At 72.9% G+C, this 17,373-nt stretch carries 19 protein-coding genes; 11 read left to right on the top strand and 8 right to left on the bottom strand.

Annotated elements, in window-relative coordinates; genetic code table 11:
* Positions 1–18: 18 nt before the first annotated feature.
* Positions 19–711: a DsbA family oxidoreductase gene (locus FHU33_RS09480; RefSeq protein ID WP_142025137.1), complete on the bottom strand. Its 693-nt coding sequence runs from the start codon at positions 709–711 to the stop codon at positions 19–21.
* A gap of 294 nt (positions 712–1,005) precedes the next feature.
* Between FHU33_RS09480 and FHU33_RS25760 the strand changes: the two genes are divergently transcribed.
* The 3 genes from FHU33_RS25760 (at position 1,006) to FHU33_RS09495 (ending at position 3,475) form a co-directional block, all read left to right on the top strand.
* A complete protein-coding gene (locus FHU33_RS25760) occupies positions 1,006–1,212 on the top strand; it encodes a hypothetical protein (RefSeq protein WP_246063451.1) in 207 nt (68 codons plus the stop codon).
* A 303-nt stretch (positions 1,213–1,515) separates the two neighbouring features.
* Positions 1,516–2,808: an erythromycin esterase family protein gene (locus tag FHU33_RS09490; RefSeq protein WP_142025138.1), complete on the top strand. Its 1,293-nt coding sequence runs from the start codon at positions 1,516–1,518 to the stop codon at positions 2,806–2,808.
* Complete coding sequence (locus tag FHU33_RS09495) at positions 2,798–3,475, top strand: dienelactone hydrolase family protein (protein WP_142025139.1); 678 nt, start codon at positions 2,798–2,800, stop codon at positions 3,473–3,475. Before FHU33_RS09490 ends, FHU33_RS09495 begins: the two co-directional genes overlap by 11 nt.
* A gap of 68 nt (positions 3,476–3,543) precedes the next feature.
* Here FHU33_RS09495 and FHU33_RS09500 read toward each other — a convergent pair whose 3' ends face one another.
* Positions 3,544–3,747, bottom strand: coding sequence for a zinc-ribbon domain-containing protein (locus FHU33_RS09500; protein WP_142025140.1), 204 nt, complete (start codon positions 3,745–3,747; stop codon positions 3,544–3,546).
* A gap of 69 nt (positions 3,748–3,816) precedes the next feature.
* The gene (locus tag FHU33_RS09505; RefSeq protein ID WP_211355056.1) at positions 3,817–4,626 is read right to left on the bottom strand and encodes an ArsR/SmtB family transcription factor; all 810 of its coding nucleotides are present in this window, start codon (positions 4,624–4,626) and stop codon (positions 3,817–3,819) included.
* 156 nt (positions 4,627–4,782) lie between these two features.
* Here FHU33_RS09505 and FHU33_RS26170 point away from each other — a divergent pair, with 156 nt between their 5' ends.
* The 4 genes from FHU33_RS26170 (at position 4,783) to FHU33_RS09525 (ending at position 8,689) form a co-directional block, all read left to right on the top strand.
* Positions 4,783–5,829 (top strand): transglycosylase family protein, encoded by a 1,047-nt coding sequence (locus FHU33_RS26170; protein ID WP_281281632.1) that lies wholly within the window; start codon positions 4,783–4,785, stop codon positions 5,827–5,829.
* 140 nt (positions 5,830–5,969) lie between these two features.
* Complete coding sequence (gene fabG / locus FHU33_RS09515) at positions 5,970–6,683, top strand: beta-ketoacyl-ACP reductase (RefSeq protein WP_170182379.1); 714 nt, start codon at positions 5,970–5,972, stop codon at positions 6,681–6,683.
* Positions 6,683–7,453, top strand: coding sequence for an enoyl-ACP reductase FabI (fabI, locus tag FHU33_RS09520; protein ID WP_142025141.1), 771 nt, complete (start codon positions 6,683–6,685; stop codon positions 7,451–7,453). Before fabG ends, fabI begins: the two co-directional genes overlap by 1 nt.
* 96 nt (positions 7,454–7,549) lie before the next feature.
* Complete coding sequence (locus tag FHU33_RS09525; RefSeq protein ID WP_142025142.1) at positions 7,550–8,689, top strand: ferrochelatase; 1,140 nt, start codon at positions 7,550–7,552, stop codon at positions 8,687–8,689.
* A gap of 203 nt (positions 8,690–8,892) precedes the next feature.
* Here the strand turns inward: FHU33_RS09525 and FHU33_RS09530 are convergent, their stop codons facing one another.
* A complete protein-coding gene (locus tag FHU33_RS09530; protein ID WP_142025143.1) occupies positions 8,893–9,627 on the bottom strand; it encodes a hypothetical protein in 735 nt (244 codons plus the stop codon).
* A 128-nt stretch (positions 9,628–9,755) separates the two neighbouring features.
* Between FHU33_RS09530 and FHU33_RS09535 the strand changes: the two genes are divergently transcribed.
* Both FHU33_RS09535 and FHU33_RS09540 read left to right on the top strand, forming a co-directional pair.
* Complete coding sequence (locus tag FHU33_RS09535) at positions 9,756–10,193, top strand: NfeD family protein (protein WP_142025144.1); 438 nt, start codon at positions 9,756–9,758, stop codon at positions 10,191–10,193.
* 77 nt (positions 10,194–10,270) lie between these two features.
* Positions 10,271–11,503 carry an SPFH domain-containing protein gene (locus FHU33_RS09540; RefSeq protein ID WP_246063454.1) on the top strand — a complete coding sequence of 411 codons (1,233 nt, stop codon included), beginning with the start codon at positions 10,271–10,273 and terminating at the stop codon, positions 11,501–11,503.
* A 75-nt stretch (positions 11,504–11,578) separates the two neighbouring features.
* Here the strand turns inward: FHU33_RS09540 and FHU33_RS09545 are convergent, their stop codons facing one another.
* Both FHU33_RS09545 and FHU33_RS09550 read right to left on the bottom strand, forming a co-directional pair.
* Entirely contained in the window at positions 11,579–12,556 is a 978-nt protein-coding gene (locus FHU33_RS09545; protein ID WP_142025145.1) for an RNA polymerase sigma factor SigF, read from the bottom strand.
* Positions 12,553–13,050 (bottom strand): ATP-binding protein, encoded by a 498-nt coding sequence (locus FHU33_RS09550; RefSeq protein WP_142025146.1) that lies wholly within the window; start codon positions 13,048–13,050, stop codon positions 12,553–12,555. The genes FHU33_RS09545 and FHU33_RS09550 overlap by 4 nt, the downstream gene beginning before the upstream one ends.
* Positions 13,051–13,277: 227 nt before the next feature.
* Between FHU33_RS09550 and FHU33_RS09555 the strand changes: the two genes are divergently transcribed.
* Positions 13,278–15,137 carry a SpoIIE family protein phosphatase gene (locus FHU33_RS09555; RefSeq protein WP_246063458.1) on the top strand — a complete coding sequence of 620 codons (1,860 nt, stop codon included), beginning with the start codon at positions 13,278–13,280 and terminating at the stop codon, positions 15,135–15,137.
* A 69-nt stretch (positions 15,138–15,206) separates the two neighbouring features.
* Positions 15,207–16,214, top strand: coding sequence for a DNA topoisomerase IB (locus FHU33_RS09560; RefSeq protein WP_170182380.1), 1,008 nt, complete (start codon positions 15,207–15,209; stop codon positions 16,212–16,214).
* Between the two features lie 91 nt (positions 16,215–16,305).
* Here the strand turns inward: FHU33_RS09560 and FHU33_RS09565 are convergent, their stop codons facing one another.
* Positions 16,306–16,692 carry an STAS domain-containing protein gene (locus FHU33_RS09565; protein ID WP_142025147.1) on the bottom strand — a complete coding sequence of 129 codons (387 nt, stop codon included), beginning with the start codon at positions 16,690–16,692 and terminating at the stop codon, positions 16,306–16,308.
* A gap of 249 nt (positions 16,693–16,941) precedes the next feature.
* Complete coding sequence (locus tag FHU33_RS09570; RefSeq protein WP_142025148.1) at positions 16,942–17,355, bottom strand: hypothetical protein; 414 nt, start codon at positions 17,353–17,355, stop codon at positions 16,942–16,944.
* Positions 17,356–17,373: the final 18 nt, after the last annotated feature.

A 17,373-nucleotide genomic window follows, 5' to 3' on the forward strand; every position in this document is an offset into this window, starting at 1 on the left:
CGGCGACCAGCCGCTCGCTCATGCGGTCGCCTCGCTCCCGGCCGCCGCCGCGCGGCGGACAAGGTCCTCGTAGGCCGACGGGTCGTCGGAGTCGACGACGGGGTAGCCGCCGGCCTCGTCCGCGTGCATGGCGATGCCCGGGTTGTGGACGTCGGAGCCGTCGGCGAGGAAGAAGTGCGGGCTGCCCTGCACGTCTGCCCGGTGGGCGCGGTAGTCGGCCATCATCGCGGCCCGGGCACGCCCGTCGTCGAGCGCCGCGGCGATCGCTCCGGCGTCGACGAGATCGCAGTCGCGGGCGACGTCCACCACCTCGTGCAGCATGCTGATGCACCGGCTGTCGCGGAAGAACGCCAGCCGCAGCGCCATGTCCAGCTGCTCGGCCGCGGCCGCCGACTGCTGCTTGGCGGCGTGCACCGCTTCGTCGGCCGGCAGTGCGGTCACCGGCCAGGCCGACGGCTCGCCCTCCCAGGGGGACATCCCCAGGCCGGGTTCCAGCCGGCCGACGACAGGGATCTCCGCGTCGAGCATCCGTTCCGGGATCGCGAACCGGTTGACGTCCTCGAGCAGGAACAGCCGGTGGTCGACGCGAAGCCGGTCGTCGAGGCCCAGCTCCGACCGGGCCGCGTAGAAGCGGTGCAGGGCGACGGTGGACCAGGCGCAGACCACGTCGGTGTACAGGACCACGGTTCCGGGGGCGGCGGTCACGGTCATGGCCGTGCCGTACCCGCCGCCCTGGCGTGCACGCCCTGTCCCGCCGCCGCGTCACGAGCCCGGATCAGGCAGCCCGCGTCAGTGCGTCGCGGACCTCCTCGTCGGTCGTCGCGGAAGTCCTCGTACCCCTGGCCGACGGCGGAGAAGGACTCCGGAGCCCAGAGGCAGACCATGTCGTCGACCTCCGGTTCGAGCGCCTCGCACGCGGTGGGTGAGGCCACGGGTACGGCGAGGACGAGGCGGTGAGGGCCTTGTCGGCGAATCGCGGCGACCGCCGCCCGCATCGTGGATCCGGTGGCCAGGCCGTCGCCCACCACGATCACCGGCCGGCCGGCCGGCCAGCGGCGGGGCGGGGCGGCTCTGCCGGTAGGCCTTCTCGCGGCGGCACAGTTCCCGTATCTCCTGTTGTCGGACACGATCGAAGGCGTCGTCGTCGATCTGGACGTGCTGCAGGACCCTCGCGGAACGCACCGTCTCCACGTCGTCGTCGGCGGCGGTTGATGGCGCCCATGGCCAGCTCCGGTTGCCACGGGACGCCGACCTTTCGGACGACGACGACGTCGAGGGGTGCGTGCAGCGCGGCGGCGACCACCACGCCGCCCCGCGGTACCGGTCGCCGACGAGACCGGACGGGTCGGGACCGACGGCAGGCATCGGCGGCACGGAAAGGGGTACGCGATCGACACCGGTGCCGCGCCACGGGACAGCAGCGGCGCCGAGCTACGCCGTTCGCCGGCCCGGCGGCCACCGGGCGACGCCGGCTCGTGCACATCGGAAACGCACCCCGACCGGAGGGACGGCCGCATGCGGAACGAGGGAACGCACGTTCGCGAGCTGGCCCGGCCGTTGCGGAACGCCGACGACCTGGACCCGTTGCTCGACCGGATCGGCGAGGCCCGGGTGGTACTGCTCGGGGAGGCATCGCACGGCACGCACGAGTACTACGCGTGGCGGGCGGCACTCACCCGTCGGCTGATCACCGAGCGAGGCTTCTCCTTCGTCGGTGTGGAGGGGGACTGGCCCGACTGCTACCGGGTCAACTGCTCGGTGACGCTGGCGACGGCCGAGGACCCCCGCGAGGTGCTGCGCGGCTACGAGCGCTGGCCGACGTGGATGTGGGCCAACGAGGAGGTCGTCGACTTCACCGGCTGGCTACGCGAGCACAACGCCGACCGGGCGCCGATCGATCGGGCGGGCTTCTACGGTCTGGACGTCTACAGCCTCTGGGACTCCCTGCGGGCGATCCTCGATTACCTGCGCGAGCACGAACCCGAGCACGTGGACACCGCGCTGGCGGCCTTCCGGTGCTTCGAGCCCTACGCCGAGGACCCGCAGTCCTACGCCCGGGCGACCCGGCTGGTGCCGACCAGCTGCGAGGACGCGGTGGTGAGCATGCTCGGAGAGCTCCGGGCCCGGGCAGCCACCGACGGCGGGGCGGACCGGGACGCTGCTTTCGACGCCGAGCAGAACGCCCGCGTGGCGGCCGGCGCCGAGGCGTACTACCGCGCGATGGTCCGTGGTGGCCCGGAGTCGTGGAACATCCGCGACCACCACATGGCCGACACCCTCGACCGCCTGCTCACGCACCACGGCGACGGCGCGAAAGCCGTGGTCTGGGAGCACAACACCCACGTCGGCGACGCGCGGTACACCGACATGGGAGACGTGGGCATGGTCAACGTCGGGCAGCTGGTCCGCGAGCGGTACGGCGAGGACGACGTCGTGATCGTGGGCTTCGGCAGCCACCACGGCAGCGTCATCGCGGCCGACAGCTGGGGGAGCACGCCCCAGCGGATGCCGCTGCCGCCCGCCCGGCGGGGAAGCGTCGAGGCGCTGCTGCACGACTCCGTGGCGGAGGCCGGCGCCCTCTTCGTCTTCCCGCCCTCGCTGCCCGGCTGGCTGGCCGGGGAACGCCCGCACCGCGCGGTCGGGGTCGTCTACCACCCGAGTGCCGAACGGTGGGGCAACTACGTGCCCACGGTCCTCGGGCGGCGGTACGACGCCTTCTGCTGGTTCGACGAGTCCCGGGCGCTGAACCCACTGCACGGCGTCCACCCGTCGGGCGCGGAGCTGGAGACCTACCCCGATGCCGACTGACCGCCCACCGTCGGCCCGTGCCGTCCGGATCCCCGCGTCCGGAGTGCGGCTCGCCGGCGACCTCGTGGTCCCCGACGGGGCCCGCGGCGTGGTGCTGTTCGCCCACGGCAGCGGCAGCAGCCGGCACAGCCCGCGCAACCGGCAGGTCGCCGCCGGACTCCACGACGCCGGCTTCGGCACGCTGCTGCTGGATCTGCTCACCGAGGCGGAGGAGCGGGTCGACGCAGCGACCGGGGAGCTACGCTTCGACATCGCGCTGCTGGCCGGACGGCTCACCGACGCCGCCGATTGGCTGGCCGGCGCCGACGGAGCGGCCGGGCTCCCGCTGGCGACGTTCGGAGCCAGCACGGGGGCGGCCGCCGCGCTGATCACCGCCGCCGACCGGCCCGAGCGGGTCCGTGCGGTCATCTCCCGCGGTGGCCGGCCCGATCTCGCCGGCGACGCGCTCGAGCAGGTCCGGGCACCGGTGATGCTCGTCGTCGGCGGCGCCGACCACCGGGTGCTGGAGCTCAACCGGGCGGCTGCCGCCCGGCTCACCGGAGAGAACGAGGTCAGCGTGGTGCCCGGTGCATCCCACCTGTTCGCCGAGGCGGGGGCGCTCGAGGCGGTGGTGGACCGGTCCATCGACTGGCTGGGCAGGTGGCTGCCGTCGTCGCCCACGAGGTGACGCGCGGCCGGGCCTACTGCACGGGCTCCGTCAGCGGACGGGGGGCAGCAGGCCGCGCATGCGCGGCCTCAGACCTCGACGGTGGCGCCGCAGATGCCGCAGACCTCCAGCTGGCGGCGCTTCCACCGGGCCACCGGCACGAAGAACAGCGAGAACTGCCTGAACTGCCGCATCCGCGCCCACTGCGACGTGTTGTGGCAGCGCGGACAGGTCCGGGTCTCTCCGGGGCCGACGTGCTGCTGCTTGGTGCCGAGACCGAAGAGGAAGAACACCTCGCCAGCCTAGGGACGGCACTCTCACGCCGCCCGGTGGTGCCCGGGCCGTCCACGCCCCTGTACGGCTCAGTCGGTGTGCGCCATCTGCGCATCGCGGAGCTCGGCGTGCATCTCCCAGGGCGCCTGGGGAAGGACGTCGCCGGTCTCGAGCAGCGACTTGAGGTTGGCCAGGACCGCGGGCCACCCGGCGGACAGGGCCTCCAGGTCGGCCGCGGTGCGGATGTCGTCGTGTCGCACGGTGAGCCGGACGATGTCCTGGTGCGGCTCGATGGTGAAGGTGACCCGCGACGGCGTGCCGTTCCGCTGCTCGTCGGAACCGGGGAACGTGATCACGAGGCGCTCGGGCGGGCGGACCTCCAGCACCGTGCCGGTGACGTCGGAGATCCGGGAGCCGTCGGTGCGCACGTGCTGCCAGGTGGCGCCCTCCTGCCAGTCGGACTCGTTGCGGTGGCCCCAGTACCGGGCGGTCAGGTCGGCGTCGGTCAGCGCCTTCCACACCTGCTCGGGACTCGCCTTGATGTAGGTGACGTAGACGTAGGTGGGCGGGGTGGGCATGGCCTGCTCCTCTGCTGACTGCCGGACGGCGCTGAGTGCGCGCAACCGTGGGGTCTCGAACGTGGAGATCCACCGCTCCTGCACCTCGTGCAGCGGAACGGGATTGAGGTAGTGCAACTTCTCCCGGCCATGCCAGACGGTGCTGACGAGGTTCGCCGCCTCCAGGACGGAGAGGTGCTGCGATGCCGACTGGCGAGCCATGGCGAGGGAGCCGCAGAGCTCGCCGAGGGTCTGACCGTTCTTCTCGTGCAGCCGGTCGAGCAGCTGGCGTCGCGTCGGGTCGGCCAGTGCCTTGAACACCAGGTTCAGGTCTTCGGGCACAGGCCCACCATGCAGGTAAACGACTGCATGTCGCAAGGCCTCGGCGGAACGTCGCCTCCACGACGGGATCACCCTGTCGTGGGACCGGCCGCTCAAGGTGCCGGCCCGCCCTGTCGATCCACGCCGGGCACACGGAGATCGACGGAGGGATGGGCGGTGGAGGAGTCGACCGGGACGGCGGAGACGGTCGTCCGACGCCGGTCGGGCCTGCTGGGCGCCGTCGGGATGGCCGCGGTCATCGGCTTGGTGGGCGCGTCCGGGACGGCGTCGGCCGCTCCCGGCGACGGGCAGCTCAGCGCCGCGGAGGACGCCGCCGCCGAGGTGGGCCGGCTCCTGGAGCAAGTGGGCGCCGCGCACGCAGCTCTGGACGACGCGAGCGCGCAGGCTGCCCGCGTCGAGGACGAGCTCCGCGGGTGGCAGCGGGCCCACGCGATAGCGCAGGCCGACGCGCAGGCCGCGGAGGTCGTCGCGCAGGAGGCGCAGGCCGACCTCGCCGGAGCCAGGGACGCTGTCGCGGCCTTCGCCCGGGACAGCTACATGCTGGGCTCCACGTCCCCGGCCTTCGAGAGCCTGCTGACCTCGGGCAGCCCCTCGCAGATGCTCGAGAGAGCCGCTCTGCTCGCCGCCGCGGGGCAGCACCGGTCCGCCGTCCTGGCGAGCTCCAGCGTGGCCCGGCAACGCGCCGACGAGACGCAGGCCGCCGCGCGCAGAGCAGTGACCGAGGTCGAGGTCCTCCGGACGGCGGCGCAGGCCGCCCTGGCGACGGCGGAGGCCGAGCGGGCCGACGCAGCCCACCTGCTCGCCGACCTGCAGGCGCAGCAGGCTGCCGTGCAGAACCGGCTGGACCACGCGCGAACCGCGCTGGTCGACCTGCAGGCCGAGCGGCCGCCCGCGCAGCCGACCGTCCCCACGCCGCCTCCGCCGCCGAGCCCGCCGTCCTCCGGCGGGCCGCCGCCCCAGGCCACCGCGCATGACTGGGACGCCGTCGCGCTGTGCGAGTCCGGGGGCAACTGGAGCATCAACACCGGCAACGGCTACTTCGGCGGTCTGCAGTTCAGCCCGACGACCTGGCTCGAGTTCGGTGGCGCGGCCTACGCGCCGCGAGCCGACCTGGCGACGAAGAGCCAGCAGATCGCCGTCGCGGAGAAGGTCCTGGCCGTGCAAGGTCCGGGCGCCTGGCCGACCTGCGGCCGCAGCCTCTGATCTCCGGCCGCACCTGCAGCGAGCACCACGGCAGGTCGTGGTGCGGTGATCTCCGCTGTACTGGCCGGTAGGGGGTGTGACCTGCGACCACCGGCTAGGTTCGGACATCGATACAGCGGTCGTCGCAGGGGAGAAGCACTGTGAGTTCGAGTGGCAGATCGGTGCTGGTGACCGGCGGCAACCGGGGGATCGGTCTGGCGATCGCGCGCTCGTTCGCCGAGCAGGGTGACTCGGTGGCGGTGACCCACCGCGGCAGCGGCGCCCCCGACGGGCTGTTCGGCGTCCGGTGCGACGTCACCAGCACCGAGGACGTCGACCGCGCCTTCGGCGAGGTCGAGGAGCACCAGGGCCCGGTCGAGGTCCTGATCAGCAACGCCGGCATCACCCGCGACGGGCTCCTCATGCGGATGAAGGAGGACGACTTCACCGACGTCCTCGACGCCAACCTCACCGCTGCCTACCGGGTGGCCAAGCGGGCCAGCGCCAAGATGGTCCGCGCCCGGTCCGGCCGGATGATCTTCGTGTCGTCGGTCGTGGGCCTGCTGGGTTCCGCCGGCCAGACCAACTACGCGGCCAGCAAGTCCGGGCTGGTCGGCCTGGCCCGCTCGATCGCACGCGAGCTCGGCAGCCGGGGCATCACCGCGAACGTCGTCGCGCCGGGCTTCGTCGAGACCGACATGACCGCGGAGCTGCCGGAGAAGCGGCAGCAGGAGATCCTGGGGCAGGTGCCGCTGGGCCGGTACGCCTCCCCGGACGAGATCGCCGGCGTCGTGCGGTTCCTGGCCGGCGACGCCGCGGGTTACATCACCGGGGCGGTCGTCCCGGTCGACGGCGGACTGGGGATGGGGCACTGATGGGGATTCTCGACGGCAAGAAGGTCCTGATCACCGGCGTGCTGACGGAGGCCTCCATCGCCTTCGCGACCGCGCGCCTGGCCCAGGAGCAGGGCGCCACCGTCGTCCTGTCCAACTTCGGCCGGGCGCTCTCGCTGTGCCAGCGGATCGCGAAGCGGTTGCCGCAGGAGGCGGCCGTGGTCGAGCTCGACGTCACGGATCCCGAGCACCTGTCGACGCTCGCCGACCGGCTCCGCGAGCAGGGGTTCGACCGGCTCGACGGCGTCGTCCACTCGATCGGCTTCGCGCCGCAGGAGGCGATGGGGGAGGGCTTCCCCGAGGTCGCCTGGGAGCACGCCGCGACGGCCTTCCAGGTGTCGGCGTGGTCGTACGCCTCGCTCACCCAGGCGTGCCGGCCGCTGCTGGCGAACCCCTCCTCGGTCGTCGGACTGACCTTCGACGCCTCCGTCGCCTGGCCGGTCTACGGCTGGATGGGGGCGGCGAAGGCAGCCCTGGAGTCGGTCAGCCGCTACACGGCCCGGGAGCTCGGACCCGAGGGCGTGCGGTCCAACATCGTGGCCGCCGGGCCGCTGCGCAGCATGGCCATGAAGTCCATCCCGGGCAGCGCCCAGTTCGAGGAGGCCTGGGAGGGCCGTGCTCCACTGGGCTGGTCGGTCACCGACACCGAGCCCGCCGGCAAGGCCGTCGTAGCCCTGCTCTCGGACTGGTTCCCCGCCACGACCGGCGAGATCGTGCACGTCGACGGAGGCTTCCACGCCGTAGGCGTGTGAAGGTCATAGAGCCACGCCGTAGGCGTGAGAGGCCGCAGGGTCACGCCGTCGGCGTGTGACCGCATCCGTACGACCACCTGAGGAAGAAGAACAGCTGTGCCACGCGCAACCGTCGACATCACCCCCGCCGGCCAGCGGCCCGACGAGGACCCCTCGCTCGCCGTCCGCAACAACGGCGGCGTCGAGCCGTCCACCGGGCCGGCGCCGTCCGGACGCCGCGAGGCTCTGCTCGTGCTCTCCTTCGGCGGCCCCGAGGGTCATGACGACGTCATGCCGTTCCTCGAGAACGTCACCCGCGGCCGGGGCATCCCGCGCGAGCGGCTCGAGGAGGTCGCCGAGCACTACCACCACTTCGGCGGCGTCAGCCCGATCAACGACCAGAACAAGGCGCTGATCGCGGCGATCGAGAAGGAGCTCGCGGCGGCCGGCATCGACCTGCCGGTCTACTGGGGCAACCGCAACTGGGCGCCCTACGTCGAGGACACCTGGGCGCAGATGGCAGCGGACGGCATCGAGCACGTCTACGTCTTCGCGACGTCGGCCTACGCCTCCTTCTCCGGCTGCCGGCAGTACCACGAGGACATCGCCCGGGCGCGAGCCGCTACGACCTCCCCGACCCGCCCAGGGGGACCGACGGCGGAGAAACTGCCGCACTACTTCGACACCCCCGGCTTCGTGCAGGCCAACGCCGACGCCCTGGCGGCGGCGCTCGCCTCGCTGCCGGAGGCCGTGCGGGGCACCGCCCGCCTGGTCGCGACGGCGCACAGCATCCCGAATGCCATGTCCGCCGTCGCCGGTCCGGACGGCGGGGCCTACGAGGCCGAGCTGCTCGCCGCCGCCGAGCGGGTCGTCGCCGAGGCGGCACCGGGGGCGACCTTCGACCTGGTCTGGCAGAGCCGCAGCGGCCCGCCGTCGGTGCCGTGGCTGGAGCCCGACGTCAACGACCACCTGCGCGCCCTGGCGGCCGGCGGCGAGACCGCCGTCGTCCTCTTCCCGGTGGGCTTCATCAGCGACCACCTCGAGGTCATCTGGGACCTGGACAACGAGGCGAAGGAGACCGCCGAGGAGGTGGGGCTGGCGTTCGCCCGCGCGGCGACGGCCGGCACCCACCTCGCATTCGTCGAGTCGATCCGCATGCTGCTGCAGGAGCGCCGCGCCGGAGGCCTCCCGCGCCTGGGCACCAACTGCCCCGCCAGCTGTTGTTTCGTTGCGCCTCGGCCCCGCCCCGCCGCCTGATCTGCGCTGAGGTTGCAGGCGCCGCTATGCGCATCGTTGCGGCTATGCACGACGCATGACCGCCGTCATACGCGTATCGGCGCAGGCCGTCGTCGCCGCCGGACGGGGGCGATGTCGCGGTAGTAGCCAGGACGGCGGCGTGGATGACCCGGTTCATCGTCAGGTTCGGCGCTGTCATGCCGGACGACGTAGCGACGTGCGGCCTACCGCGGAACGGCGTTGAACGCGGCTTCGGTCGCCTCGCGGACGGCGTGGCCCAGCGGACGCAGGGCGTCGTCCCGGGCCGCGGCCTGGGCGTGGTTGACCGCCGCGCCGGGAGCGTCGGCCATCGCGAGATCCAGCACCTTCGCCAACCGCTGCGCCCGCCCCAGGACCGAGAGCGCCAGGGGATCGTGGTCGTGCGGCAGCCCGGGGGCCCGGGCCTTCGACAAGCCGGCCAGCAGGGCGGGCACCTCGGGATTCCACCTCGCCACGTCGAGCCCGGCGAGCGCCCGGGCCGTGTCGCCGACGGCGAGGTCCAGCGCGCCGGACACCGCACGCAGGTTGCCCTCCGGCGCCGGGGGCAGAGGCGGTACGCCGTCCAGCGGGAACGCCGTCCACTGGACCACCTCGGGGCCCAGCGCCTCGGGCACGAGCGCCAGGCGCTCGCCCACGGCCGCCTGACCCGACTCCAGGGCCAGCGGCGCCAGGCCGGGCGCTCGGGGCAGTCCGCGGACGTCGCCGGCGACGGGGAGCACCAGCCGCACGCGGCGCTCGCCGAGACCCCGCAGCTCGGTCAGCGCCCGGCCCAGGGGCACCGCCTCGTCCGTGCCCGGCACACCGGCGACCCGGTGGGCGCTCTCGCCGAGGATCGCGTCCAGCGCCTCGTCGTAGGAGGCGCGTCCGGTGAGCCAGGCGGTGGCCCAGACCGCGAACCGTCCGGCTGGGAAGTCGTGCACCCGGCGAGGCTACGTCGGGCGGGCCGTCCCTCCTCGGGGGCGACACGGTGTCACCCACAGGGGCGCAGGTCAGCGCCACGCGGCGTGACCAGGCCCACGAATCGCGTCGATTCTGCGACACTCCGGGCATGGCTGCGTGGTTGCTCTGGCTCATCGCCGCGGGCCTGTTCGCGGCCGGCGAGGTGGTCAGCCTCGACCTGGTCCTGCTGATGTTCGCCGGCGGAGCCCTGGGCGGCATGACCGTCGCGCTGCTGGGCGGCGCCACGGTGCTGCAGCTCGTCGCGTTCATCGCCGTCTCCGGGATCCTGCTGGTCCTCGTCCGGCCGATCGCGCAGCGACACCTGACCGAGCGGACGCCTCTCCAGCTCGACGGCGTCGACACGCTCATCGGGCGGACGGCCAAGGTGAGCCAGGAGATCGACTCCTCCGGGGGGCGGATCCGGATGGGCGCCGACGAGTGGACCGCCCGGAGCCAGCACAGCGGCGAGACGTTCGCCGTCGGCTCGACCGTCCGCATCCTGCAGGTCGAGGGCGCCACGGCCGTCGTCGGCGACGCGCTGGAGTGAAGCCGGCCCCGAGGTACTGACCTGGGCGGGTCCCGCGGGGGAGGATCGATCATGACCCCCGACGAAGGGAGCCCGCTGTGGATGCGGCACTCATCGCACTGATCGTCGTCGCCCTGCTGGTGATCGTCGTGATCGCCAAGAGCGTGACCATCGTGCCCCAGGCGCAGGCGAAGGTCGTCGAGCGGCTGGGCCGGTACAGCCGCACGCTGTCGCCGGGCCTCTCGATCCTCGTGCCGTTCATCGACCGGGTACGGGCCACCATCGACCTGCGCGAGCAGGTCATCTCCTTCCCGCCGCAGCCGGTGATCACCGCCGACAACCTGCAGGTCGGCATCGACACCGTCGTCTACTTCCAGGTGACCGACCCTCGGCTGGCCGTCTACGGCATCGCCAACTACATCACCGGCATGGAGCAGCTGACCACGACCACCCTGCGCAACGTGGTGGGCGGGCTGAACCTCGAGGGCGCCCTGACCGGTCGCGACGGCATCAACAGCCAGCTGCGGTCGGTCCTCGACGGCACCACCGGCCCCTGGGGCCTGCGGGTCGCGCGGGTGGAGATCAAGGCCATCGACCCGCCGCCGTCCATCCAGGACTCGATGGAGAAGCAGATGCGCGCCGACCGTGACAAGCGCGCCATCATCCTGACCGCCGAGGGCGCCCGGCAGTCGGCCATCACCACGGCCGAGGGGCAGAAGGCCGCGGCGATCCTGTCGGCGGAGGGGAACAAGCAGGCGGCGATCCTCGAGGCGGAGGCCGAGCGACAGAGCCGGATCCTGCGCGCCGAGGGTGAACGCGCCGCGCTGTTCCTGCAGGCGCAGGGCCAGGCGAAGTCGATCGAGACGGTCTTCCAGGCCATCCACGACGGCAAGCCCGACCAGGGGCTGCTGGCCTACCAGTACCTGCAGACGCTCCCGCAGATCGCGCAGGGCGACGCCAACAAGATGTGGATCGTCCCCAGCGAGTTCAGCAAGGCGCTGGAGGGGCTGGCCAACCTCGGCGGTGCCGAGGGCGGGAAGTCCTGGATGGACGTCGTGCCGAAGGGCAACGGCGGCTCCGGTCCGAAGGACGGCGGACTGGACACCACCAGCTGGTTCGAGTCGCAGCTGCCGCCGGCCGCCGAGCAGCCCGAGGCGAAGATCGAGCTGTCGAGCATCGCGGACACGGCCCCGGCCGTGCCGAGCCCGCCGCCCCTGTCGCAGGTGACCCAGGACGTCCGGGACAGCGGGCCGGCGGCCGACCCGCGCAACCGCTCCGGCTCCGCCGACCCGGACGCCCCCGACGGCCCGCCGCAGCTGCCTCCGCGCTAGGCAGGCAAGTCCGTTGGACGCCGGTGGCCCAGAACGTCGAGGGTTCTGGGCCACCGGCGTCCAATGGTGCAGATTTCAGTCCTTGAGCAGGCCTTCGCGGAGCTTGGCCAAGGTCTGGCTGAGCAGCCGGGAGACGTGCATCTGCGAGATGCCGATGTCGGCCGCGATCTGCGACTGGGTCATGTTGCCGAAGAACCGCAGGATCAGGATGCGGCGCTCTCGGGCGGGAATCGTGGCCAGCAGCGGCTGCAGCGACTCGCGGTACTCCACGCCCTCCAGTGCCGCGTCCTCCTCGCCGAGGGTGGCGGCGAGCGTGGGGGAGTCGTCCTCGCCGCTGAGCCGCTCGTCGAGCGAGCTGCTGCGGTAGGCGTTGGCGACGGCGAGACCCTCGAGCACCTCCGCGCGCGGGATGCCCAGGTGCTCGGCCAGTTCCGACGGCGTCGGTGCCCGGCCGTTCTTCTGCGCCAGCTCACCGACGGCGGCGTTGAGCGACAGGTGCAGTTCCTGCAGCCGGCGCGGAACCCGCACCGACCAGCCCTGGTCGCGGAAGTGCCGCTTGATCTCACCGGTGATCGTCGGGACGGCGAAGGAGAGGAACTCCACGCCGCGGGTCGGGTCGAACCGGTCGATCGCGGCGATCAACCCGAGCGTGCCCACCTGCAGCAGGTCGTCGAACGGCTCTCCGCGGTTGCTGAACCGACGGGCGAAGTGCCGCACGAGGGGCAGGTGCTCCTCGACGAGGATCTCGCGCAGCCGCTCACGCCGGGGGTCGTCCTTCTCCAGCGTCGCCAGTTCGGCGAAGAGCGGCGCGGTCCGCTCGGCCCGGCGGCGGTTGTCCGACAGCGGGGGAGCGTCCGGCGTGGGTTCGGCAGCGGCGACGTCGGTCTCCGGGCGCGGACGGGGGGCTGCATCCGGGTCGGCCGGCCCGGTCGCCACCGCGACCTCGTCCTCCCGGAGGGCAGGCTCGCCGGCGGGGATCGGGGCCTCGGACCTCTGGTCGGGCAGTGGAACCTCCACGACGGGGATGTCGTCGGTCGAGGGCGACCGGCTCACTGGGCGACCGAGAGGTCTTGGTCGGCTCCGCTTCCCAGCTCGCCCGGATGCTGGCCCGGCAGGTACTTGTCCATGGCGATCACGCCGACGGGGGTCGGGCTTCCGTCGCCCCCGGGGACCGCGTCCTGGGTCGAGCGCCGGGCGTCGACGCCGTCGACGAGTGTCGCCAGGATCGCCCAGCCGAAGCCGTCGCGGGGAACCTCCACACCCTCGGCGGTGGGCACCCACGCCTCGATGTGCAGCCCCGCCCGCGTGGTCTCGAAGATGACCGTGAGGGGCGAGTCGGCGGCACCGATCTGGCTGAGGGTCGCGCACGCCTCGTCGACGGCGAGGCGGAGATCCTCGACCGCATCGAGGTCGTAGTCCATCCGGATCGCGAGGTCACCGGCCATCGCGCGCACCGCCGGCAGCTGGGTGGCCGTGGTGGGCACCCGCAGCTCCAGTCGCTCCACGCGTCGCCCGTCCTGCGCGAGGGCACCCCTCGAGTCGACCATCCGTCGTCCGCTCCTTCGTTGCCGGCCACCCGTCCATCGGGTCGCGGCGATCCATCCTGCCGAATCCCGTTTCGGGCCTCGACGGCGCATCCGGACATGACGGCCTGCGCCCAACCAAAGCGTCGTACCCCTCCCGGGCGGCGATCGAAACGTGGTGGTTTCCACGGCTCCACGGTAGGCGTCGTCGCGGTTGCCGGGCCCGACAGGCTGGTATTGGCTCATCCGAGATGACCTCGAGCCCCGGCAGTCCGCCACCCCTCCCTGGCCAGACCGGGGGCGAGGGGGTCGCTGTGCTGGTCGCGGCGATGGAGTCCGCGCCGGCGGCGATCTACGTCCTCGGCGCGGCGACCACCGAGCCCGTCTGGGCCAACGCACGGGCACGGGACCTCGGCACGGGACGGGACCGACTGCCCGTCGTCGACGGGACGCCGGTCGCCGAACTCCTGGAGAAGGTGCTGCGGACCGGGCGGCCGCAGACGATCTGTGGCCCCCTGGGCGCCGGGGGTCCGGCGACGACGGTGATGGTGCGCCCGCTGCGGGTGCACGACGGACCGGGGGCGCTCCTGGTCGTGGAGCCGCAGGACGCCGCCACCGACACCTCGCTGTGGCCAAGTCCGCCGGCCGACGGAGTGGAGCAGGCACAGCTCTCCCTGCTCCCGCCGTCCCTGCCGCTGCTCCCGGACCTCCACCTCTCCGGCAGCTATCACCGCGCCTCGGTGGAGGAGCACGCGGGCGGCGACTGGTTCGACACGGTGGCGCTCGGCTCCGGCCGGGTGGCGCTCGTCGTCGGTGACGCCGTCGGCCACGGGGTGCCTGCAGCCGGTGCGATGAGCCGGCTGCGCGGCGCCATGCGCTCGTCGGCGCTGCGCGATCCCTCGCCGGCCGCCGTCCTCGCCGCCCTGGACGCCTTCGCCGCGCAGATGGAGGACGTCGAGGGCGCCTCGGTCTTCTACGGCGTGCTCGACGCCGGCACCGGTGACTTCGCGTATGCCGCTGCCGGGCACCCGCCGCCGTTGGTCGTCGGCCCGGACGGGACGACGAGGTTCCTGCCCGTCCCGACACGGCCGCCGCTGGGCAGCCTGCCCGGAGTTGCGACCACCGTCGCCCAGCACGTGCTGGAGCAGGGCGCGACCCTGGTCCTCTTCTCGAACGGGGCCGTCGCCGGCCCCGCACCGGAGGCCTCCCAACCCCTCGACCGGCTGGCCGAGGTCGCGGCCGGGGTGCTCGCGACCCCAGGAGCGCTGGAGAGCGAGGGGCCGGCAGAGCCCGCGGCGGCGATCGCCGAGGGTGTGCGCAGCCCCGAGGGCTGGCTGGACGACGTGGCCGTGCTGGTCGCCCACCGCCGCGACGACGCCCAGGAACCGCTGCAGATGGACCTGACGGCCGACCCGGCCGCCCTCCCCGGAGTGCGGCGGCGCCTCGGCAGTTGGCTGACCGCTCTCGGCATGGGCGAGCAGGACCGGGTCGGTGTCATGGTCGCCGTGGGGGAGGCCTGCGCCAATGCCGCCGAGCACGCCTACCGCGGCTCCGAGCCGGGGCCGATGTCGGTGACCGCCCGCGTGGACGTGGACGGCGTCCTGACGGTGACCGTGCGGGACGAGGGCACCTGGCGGCCGCCCGACCGGGATCCCGGCGACCGGGGACGCGGTCTGCTGATCATGCGACAGCTCGTCGACCGCGTCGTCCTCGAGGAGGAGGCGAAGGGGACGACGGTCACCCTGAGCCTGCGGCTCCGGCGCAGCCCGGAGACCGACGAGGACCGGCCGTCCGCGTCCAGTTCGGCCACCGTGACGGTGGACCGAGCGGGCCCGCGGCCGGTGGTCCGGGTGAGCGGCGCGGTCGACGACTTCGGCGCCGAGCAGATGCGGATCCGGCTGCTGGAGGCGAGTCACGGCGGTACCGGCCGGGTCGAGCTCGACCTCGTCGGGGTGTCGCTGTTCAGCAGCGCGGCCGTGCGCGTGGTCCTCGCCGTCGCCCGCATCGGTGGCGACGAGGGGTGGCGCCTGGTGGTGCACGCCCCCGACGGCGGGATCACCCGGCACGTCCTGGAGATCAGTGGTCTCGGCGGCCTGGTCGACCTCCGCTGACCCGCCTGGTCAGGGGACAGACGGTCCGCGCCCGGTTTGAGGAACTGTCCCGGTGCACATCCTCCGGTCGTGAGACTTCGGCGCAGCGACGTGAACGGTCCCGGTTACCGGCGTCGCAGAGCCGGACGTGGTTTCGCCTACTACGACGTCGACGGCAGCCTCATCCGCGACGACCGGCTCGACCGCATCCGTGGCCTGGCCATCCCGCCGGCCTGGAAGGACGTCTGGATCTGCCCGTGGCCCAACGGTCACATCCAGGCCACCGGTGTCGACGCCGCCGGCCGCCGTCAGTACCGCTACCACGACCAGTGGCGGACCCGGCGCGACGCGGAGAAGCACGAGCGGGTCCTGGAGATCGCCCGTGAGCTCCCCGACGTCCGGGACGCGGTCCAGGCCGGGCTTCGGACGCGCGGCCTGAACCGCGACCGGGTGCTCGCCACCGCCATCCGGATGCTCGACCTCGGGGCGTTCCGTGTGGGCAGTGAGCAGTACGAGGAGGAGAACGGCACCTACGGCCTGGCGACGCTCAAGCGCGGCCACGTCTCGGTGCGCGGCGAGCGGACCTTCTACTCCTACACCGCCAAGGGCGGCACCGAGCGCGAGGTCGAGATCACCGACCGGCCGACCGCCACCGTCGTCCGGCAGCTCCTGGAGCGGCCGGGGGACGCCGGGGAGGACCTTCTGGCCTACGAGACCGAGGACGGCGAGTGGCGCGACGTGACCAGCGCCGAGATCAACGCCTACCTCAAGGAGATCAGCGGCGCGGAGATCACGGCCAAGGACTTCCGCACGTGGACGGCGACGGTGCTCATGGCCGCGGCTCTGGCCGAGGTTATGCCGCCGGCCAGCAGGACCGCCCGCAAGAAGGTCATCAGCGCCGCCTACAAGCAGGTCAGCGAGCAGCTGGGCAACACGCCGGCGGTCTGCAAGGCCAGCTACGTCGACCCGCGGGTGGTCGACCGGTTCGAGAACGGCGAGACCGTCGCCCACGCCCTCCGCGAGGCCGACGAAGCGCAAGCGGACCGCGACACCCAGAAGGTGCTCGAGGCCGCCGTCTGCGAGCTGCTGTCGGCCTGACGAGGCAGCGCCCCGGCGGCTCGAACGACGAAGGCCCCGCCGGCAACCGGCGAGGCCTCGGTCGTTCGTGCGCCGGGGGCGGCGCGGGTGCTCAGCGTGCGGTGCTGTCGGCGATCGTGAAGAGGTCGATCAGACCGGTCACCTCGAGCGGACGGGTGACGGCGCGCGTGGTTGCGATCAGTCGCAGGGCGACCTCGCGGGCGCGGGAGGACTTCTGCGTCTCGACGAGGACGGCGAGTCCGGCGGAGCCGAGGAACTGGACACCGGAGAGGTCGATGACGAGCTCGCGCGGCTGCTGCTCGAGCTGGCTGTCCAGGGTGGAACGCAGGACCGGTGCGGTGAACGTGTCCACCTCGCCGACGACCGTCACCGTCACCACGCCGTCCTCACTGGTGGAGGTGGAGAGCGTGATCACGTCGTCGAAGGGTGCCTCGGTGCCCTCGGGCTGCCCCTCGGCGGGCAAGTCAGAAGTGGTCACGGACAGTGGCTCCTCTCGGCGGCATTTCCCCGGCGGCGATGACCGCTCGGACAATCTACCGCTGTGCGGTCCGGGACTCGTCGTCCCGATCCCGCAGGTGGTGAACATGTCGCGTGCCGGTGATCTTCCCGGCCGGCACGTCGCGGCTGCCTGCTGAACCGCGATTACAACGTAGACAACGGATCGCGCACACGCCAACCCCGCCCCCGACGCGGGGTCGGGGGAGGGGGCTGTGCCTGCTGGTGGAGCTCAGTCGCCGGTGAGGTGCATGGCACCCTCTTCGGGCCCTTCGCCACCGACGGAGACGTCCGAGGTGGCTTCGACGTCGTCGGCCGTGCGGTTGGTGCCGGAGTCGCTCACGGGGGACGTCGAGGTGTCCTGCTCCAGTTGGCCGACCTCGCGGTCGGGGTCCTCGGCCGGGCGGACGTCGAGCGCGTCGTCGGGCAACTCGCGCTCCAGTCGGCCGGTGAGGGACTCGCCGTCGGCCTGCTCGACGGACGTGGTCCCGAAGTCCACGGTCGAGTTGGCTCGTTCACTGGGCATCGGCGCGAACTCCGGGTCCTCGGCGCGCTCCATGGTGGGGGAGTCGTCCTGCGCCACCTCGGGGATGCCGTCGTCCTCCGGGAAGATGTCGCGGGCGGTCTGACCTTCGGGCTGCGTCATCGCTGTGCCTCCTCGTAC

The organism is Blastococcus colisei (assembly GCF_006717095.1).
Classification (GTDB): Bacteria; Actinomycetota; Actinomycetes; order Mycobacteriales; family Geodermatophilaceae; genus Blastococcus_B; species Blastococcus_B colisei.

Coding starts and splice junctions, on each gene's coding strand:
- FHU33_RS09490 (WP_142025138.1), top strand. CDS start 1,516: ATGCGGAACGAGGGAACGCACGTTCGCGAGCTGGCCCGGCCGTTGCGG.
- FHU33_RS09570 (WP_142025148.1), bottom strand. CDS start 17,355: ATGACGCAGCCCGAAGGTCAGACCGCCCGCGACATCTTCCCGGAGGAC.
- FHU33_RS09550 (WP_142025146.1), bottom strand. CDS start 13,050: ATGGTCGACTCGAGGGGTGCCCTCGCGCAGGACGGGCGACGCGTGGAG.
- FHU33_RS09535 (WP_142025144.1), top strand. CDS start 9,756: ATGGCTGCGTGGTTGCTCTGGCTCATCGCCGCGGGCCTGTTCGCGGCC.
- fabI (WP_142025141.1), top strand. CDS start 6,683: ATGGGGATTCTCGACGGCAAGAAGGTCCTGATCACCGGCGTGCTGACG.
- FHU33_RS09555 (WP_246063458.1), top strand. CDS start 13,278: ATGACCTCGAGCCCCGGCAGTCCGCCACCCCTCCCTGGCCAGACCGGG.
- FHU33_RS09480 (WP_142025137.1), bottom strand. CDS start 711: ATGACCGTGACCGCCGCCCCCGGAACCGTGGTCCTGTACACCGACGTG.
- FHU33_RS09495 (WP_142025139.1), top strand. CDS start 2,798: ATGCCGACTGACCGCCCACCGTCGGCCCGTGCCGTCCGGATCCCCGCG.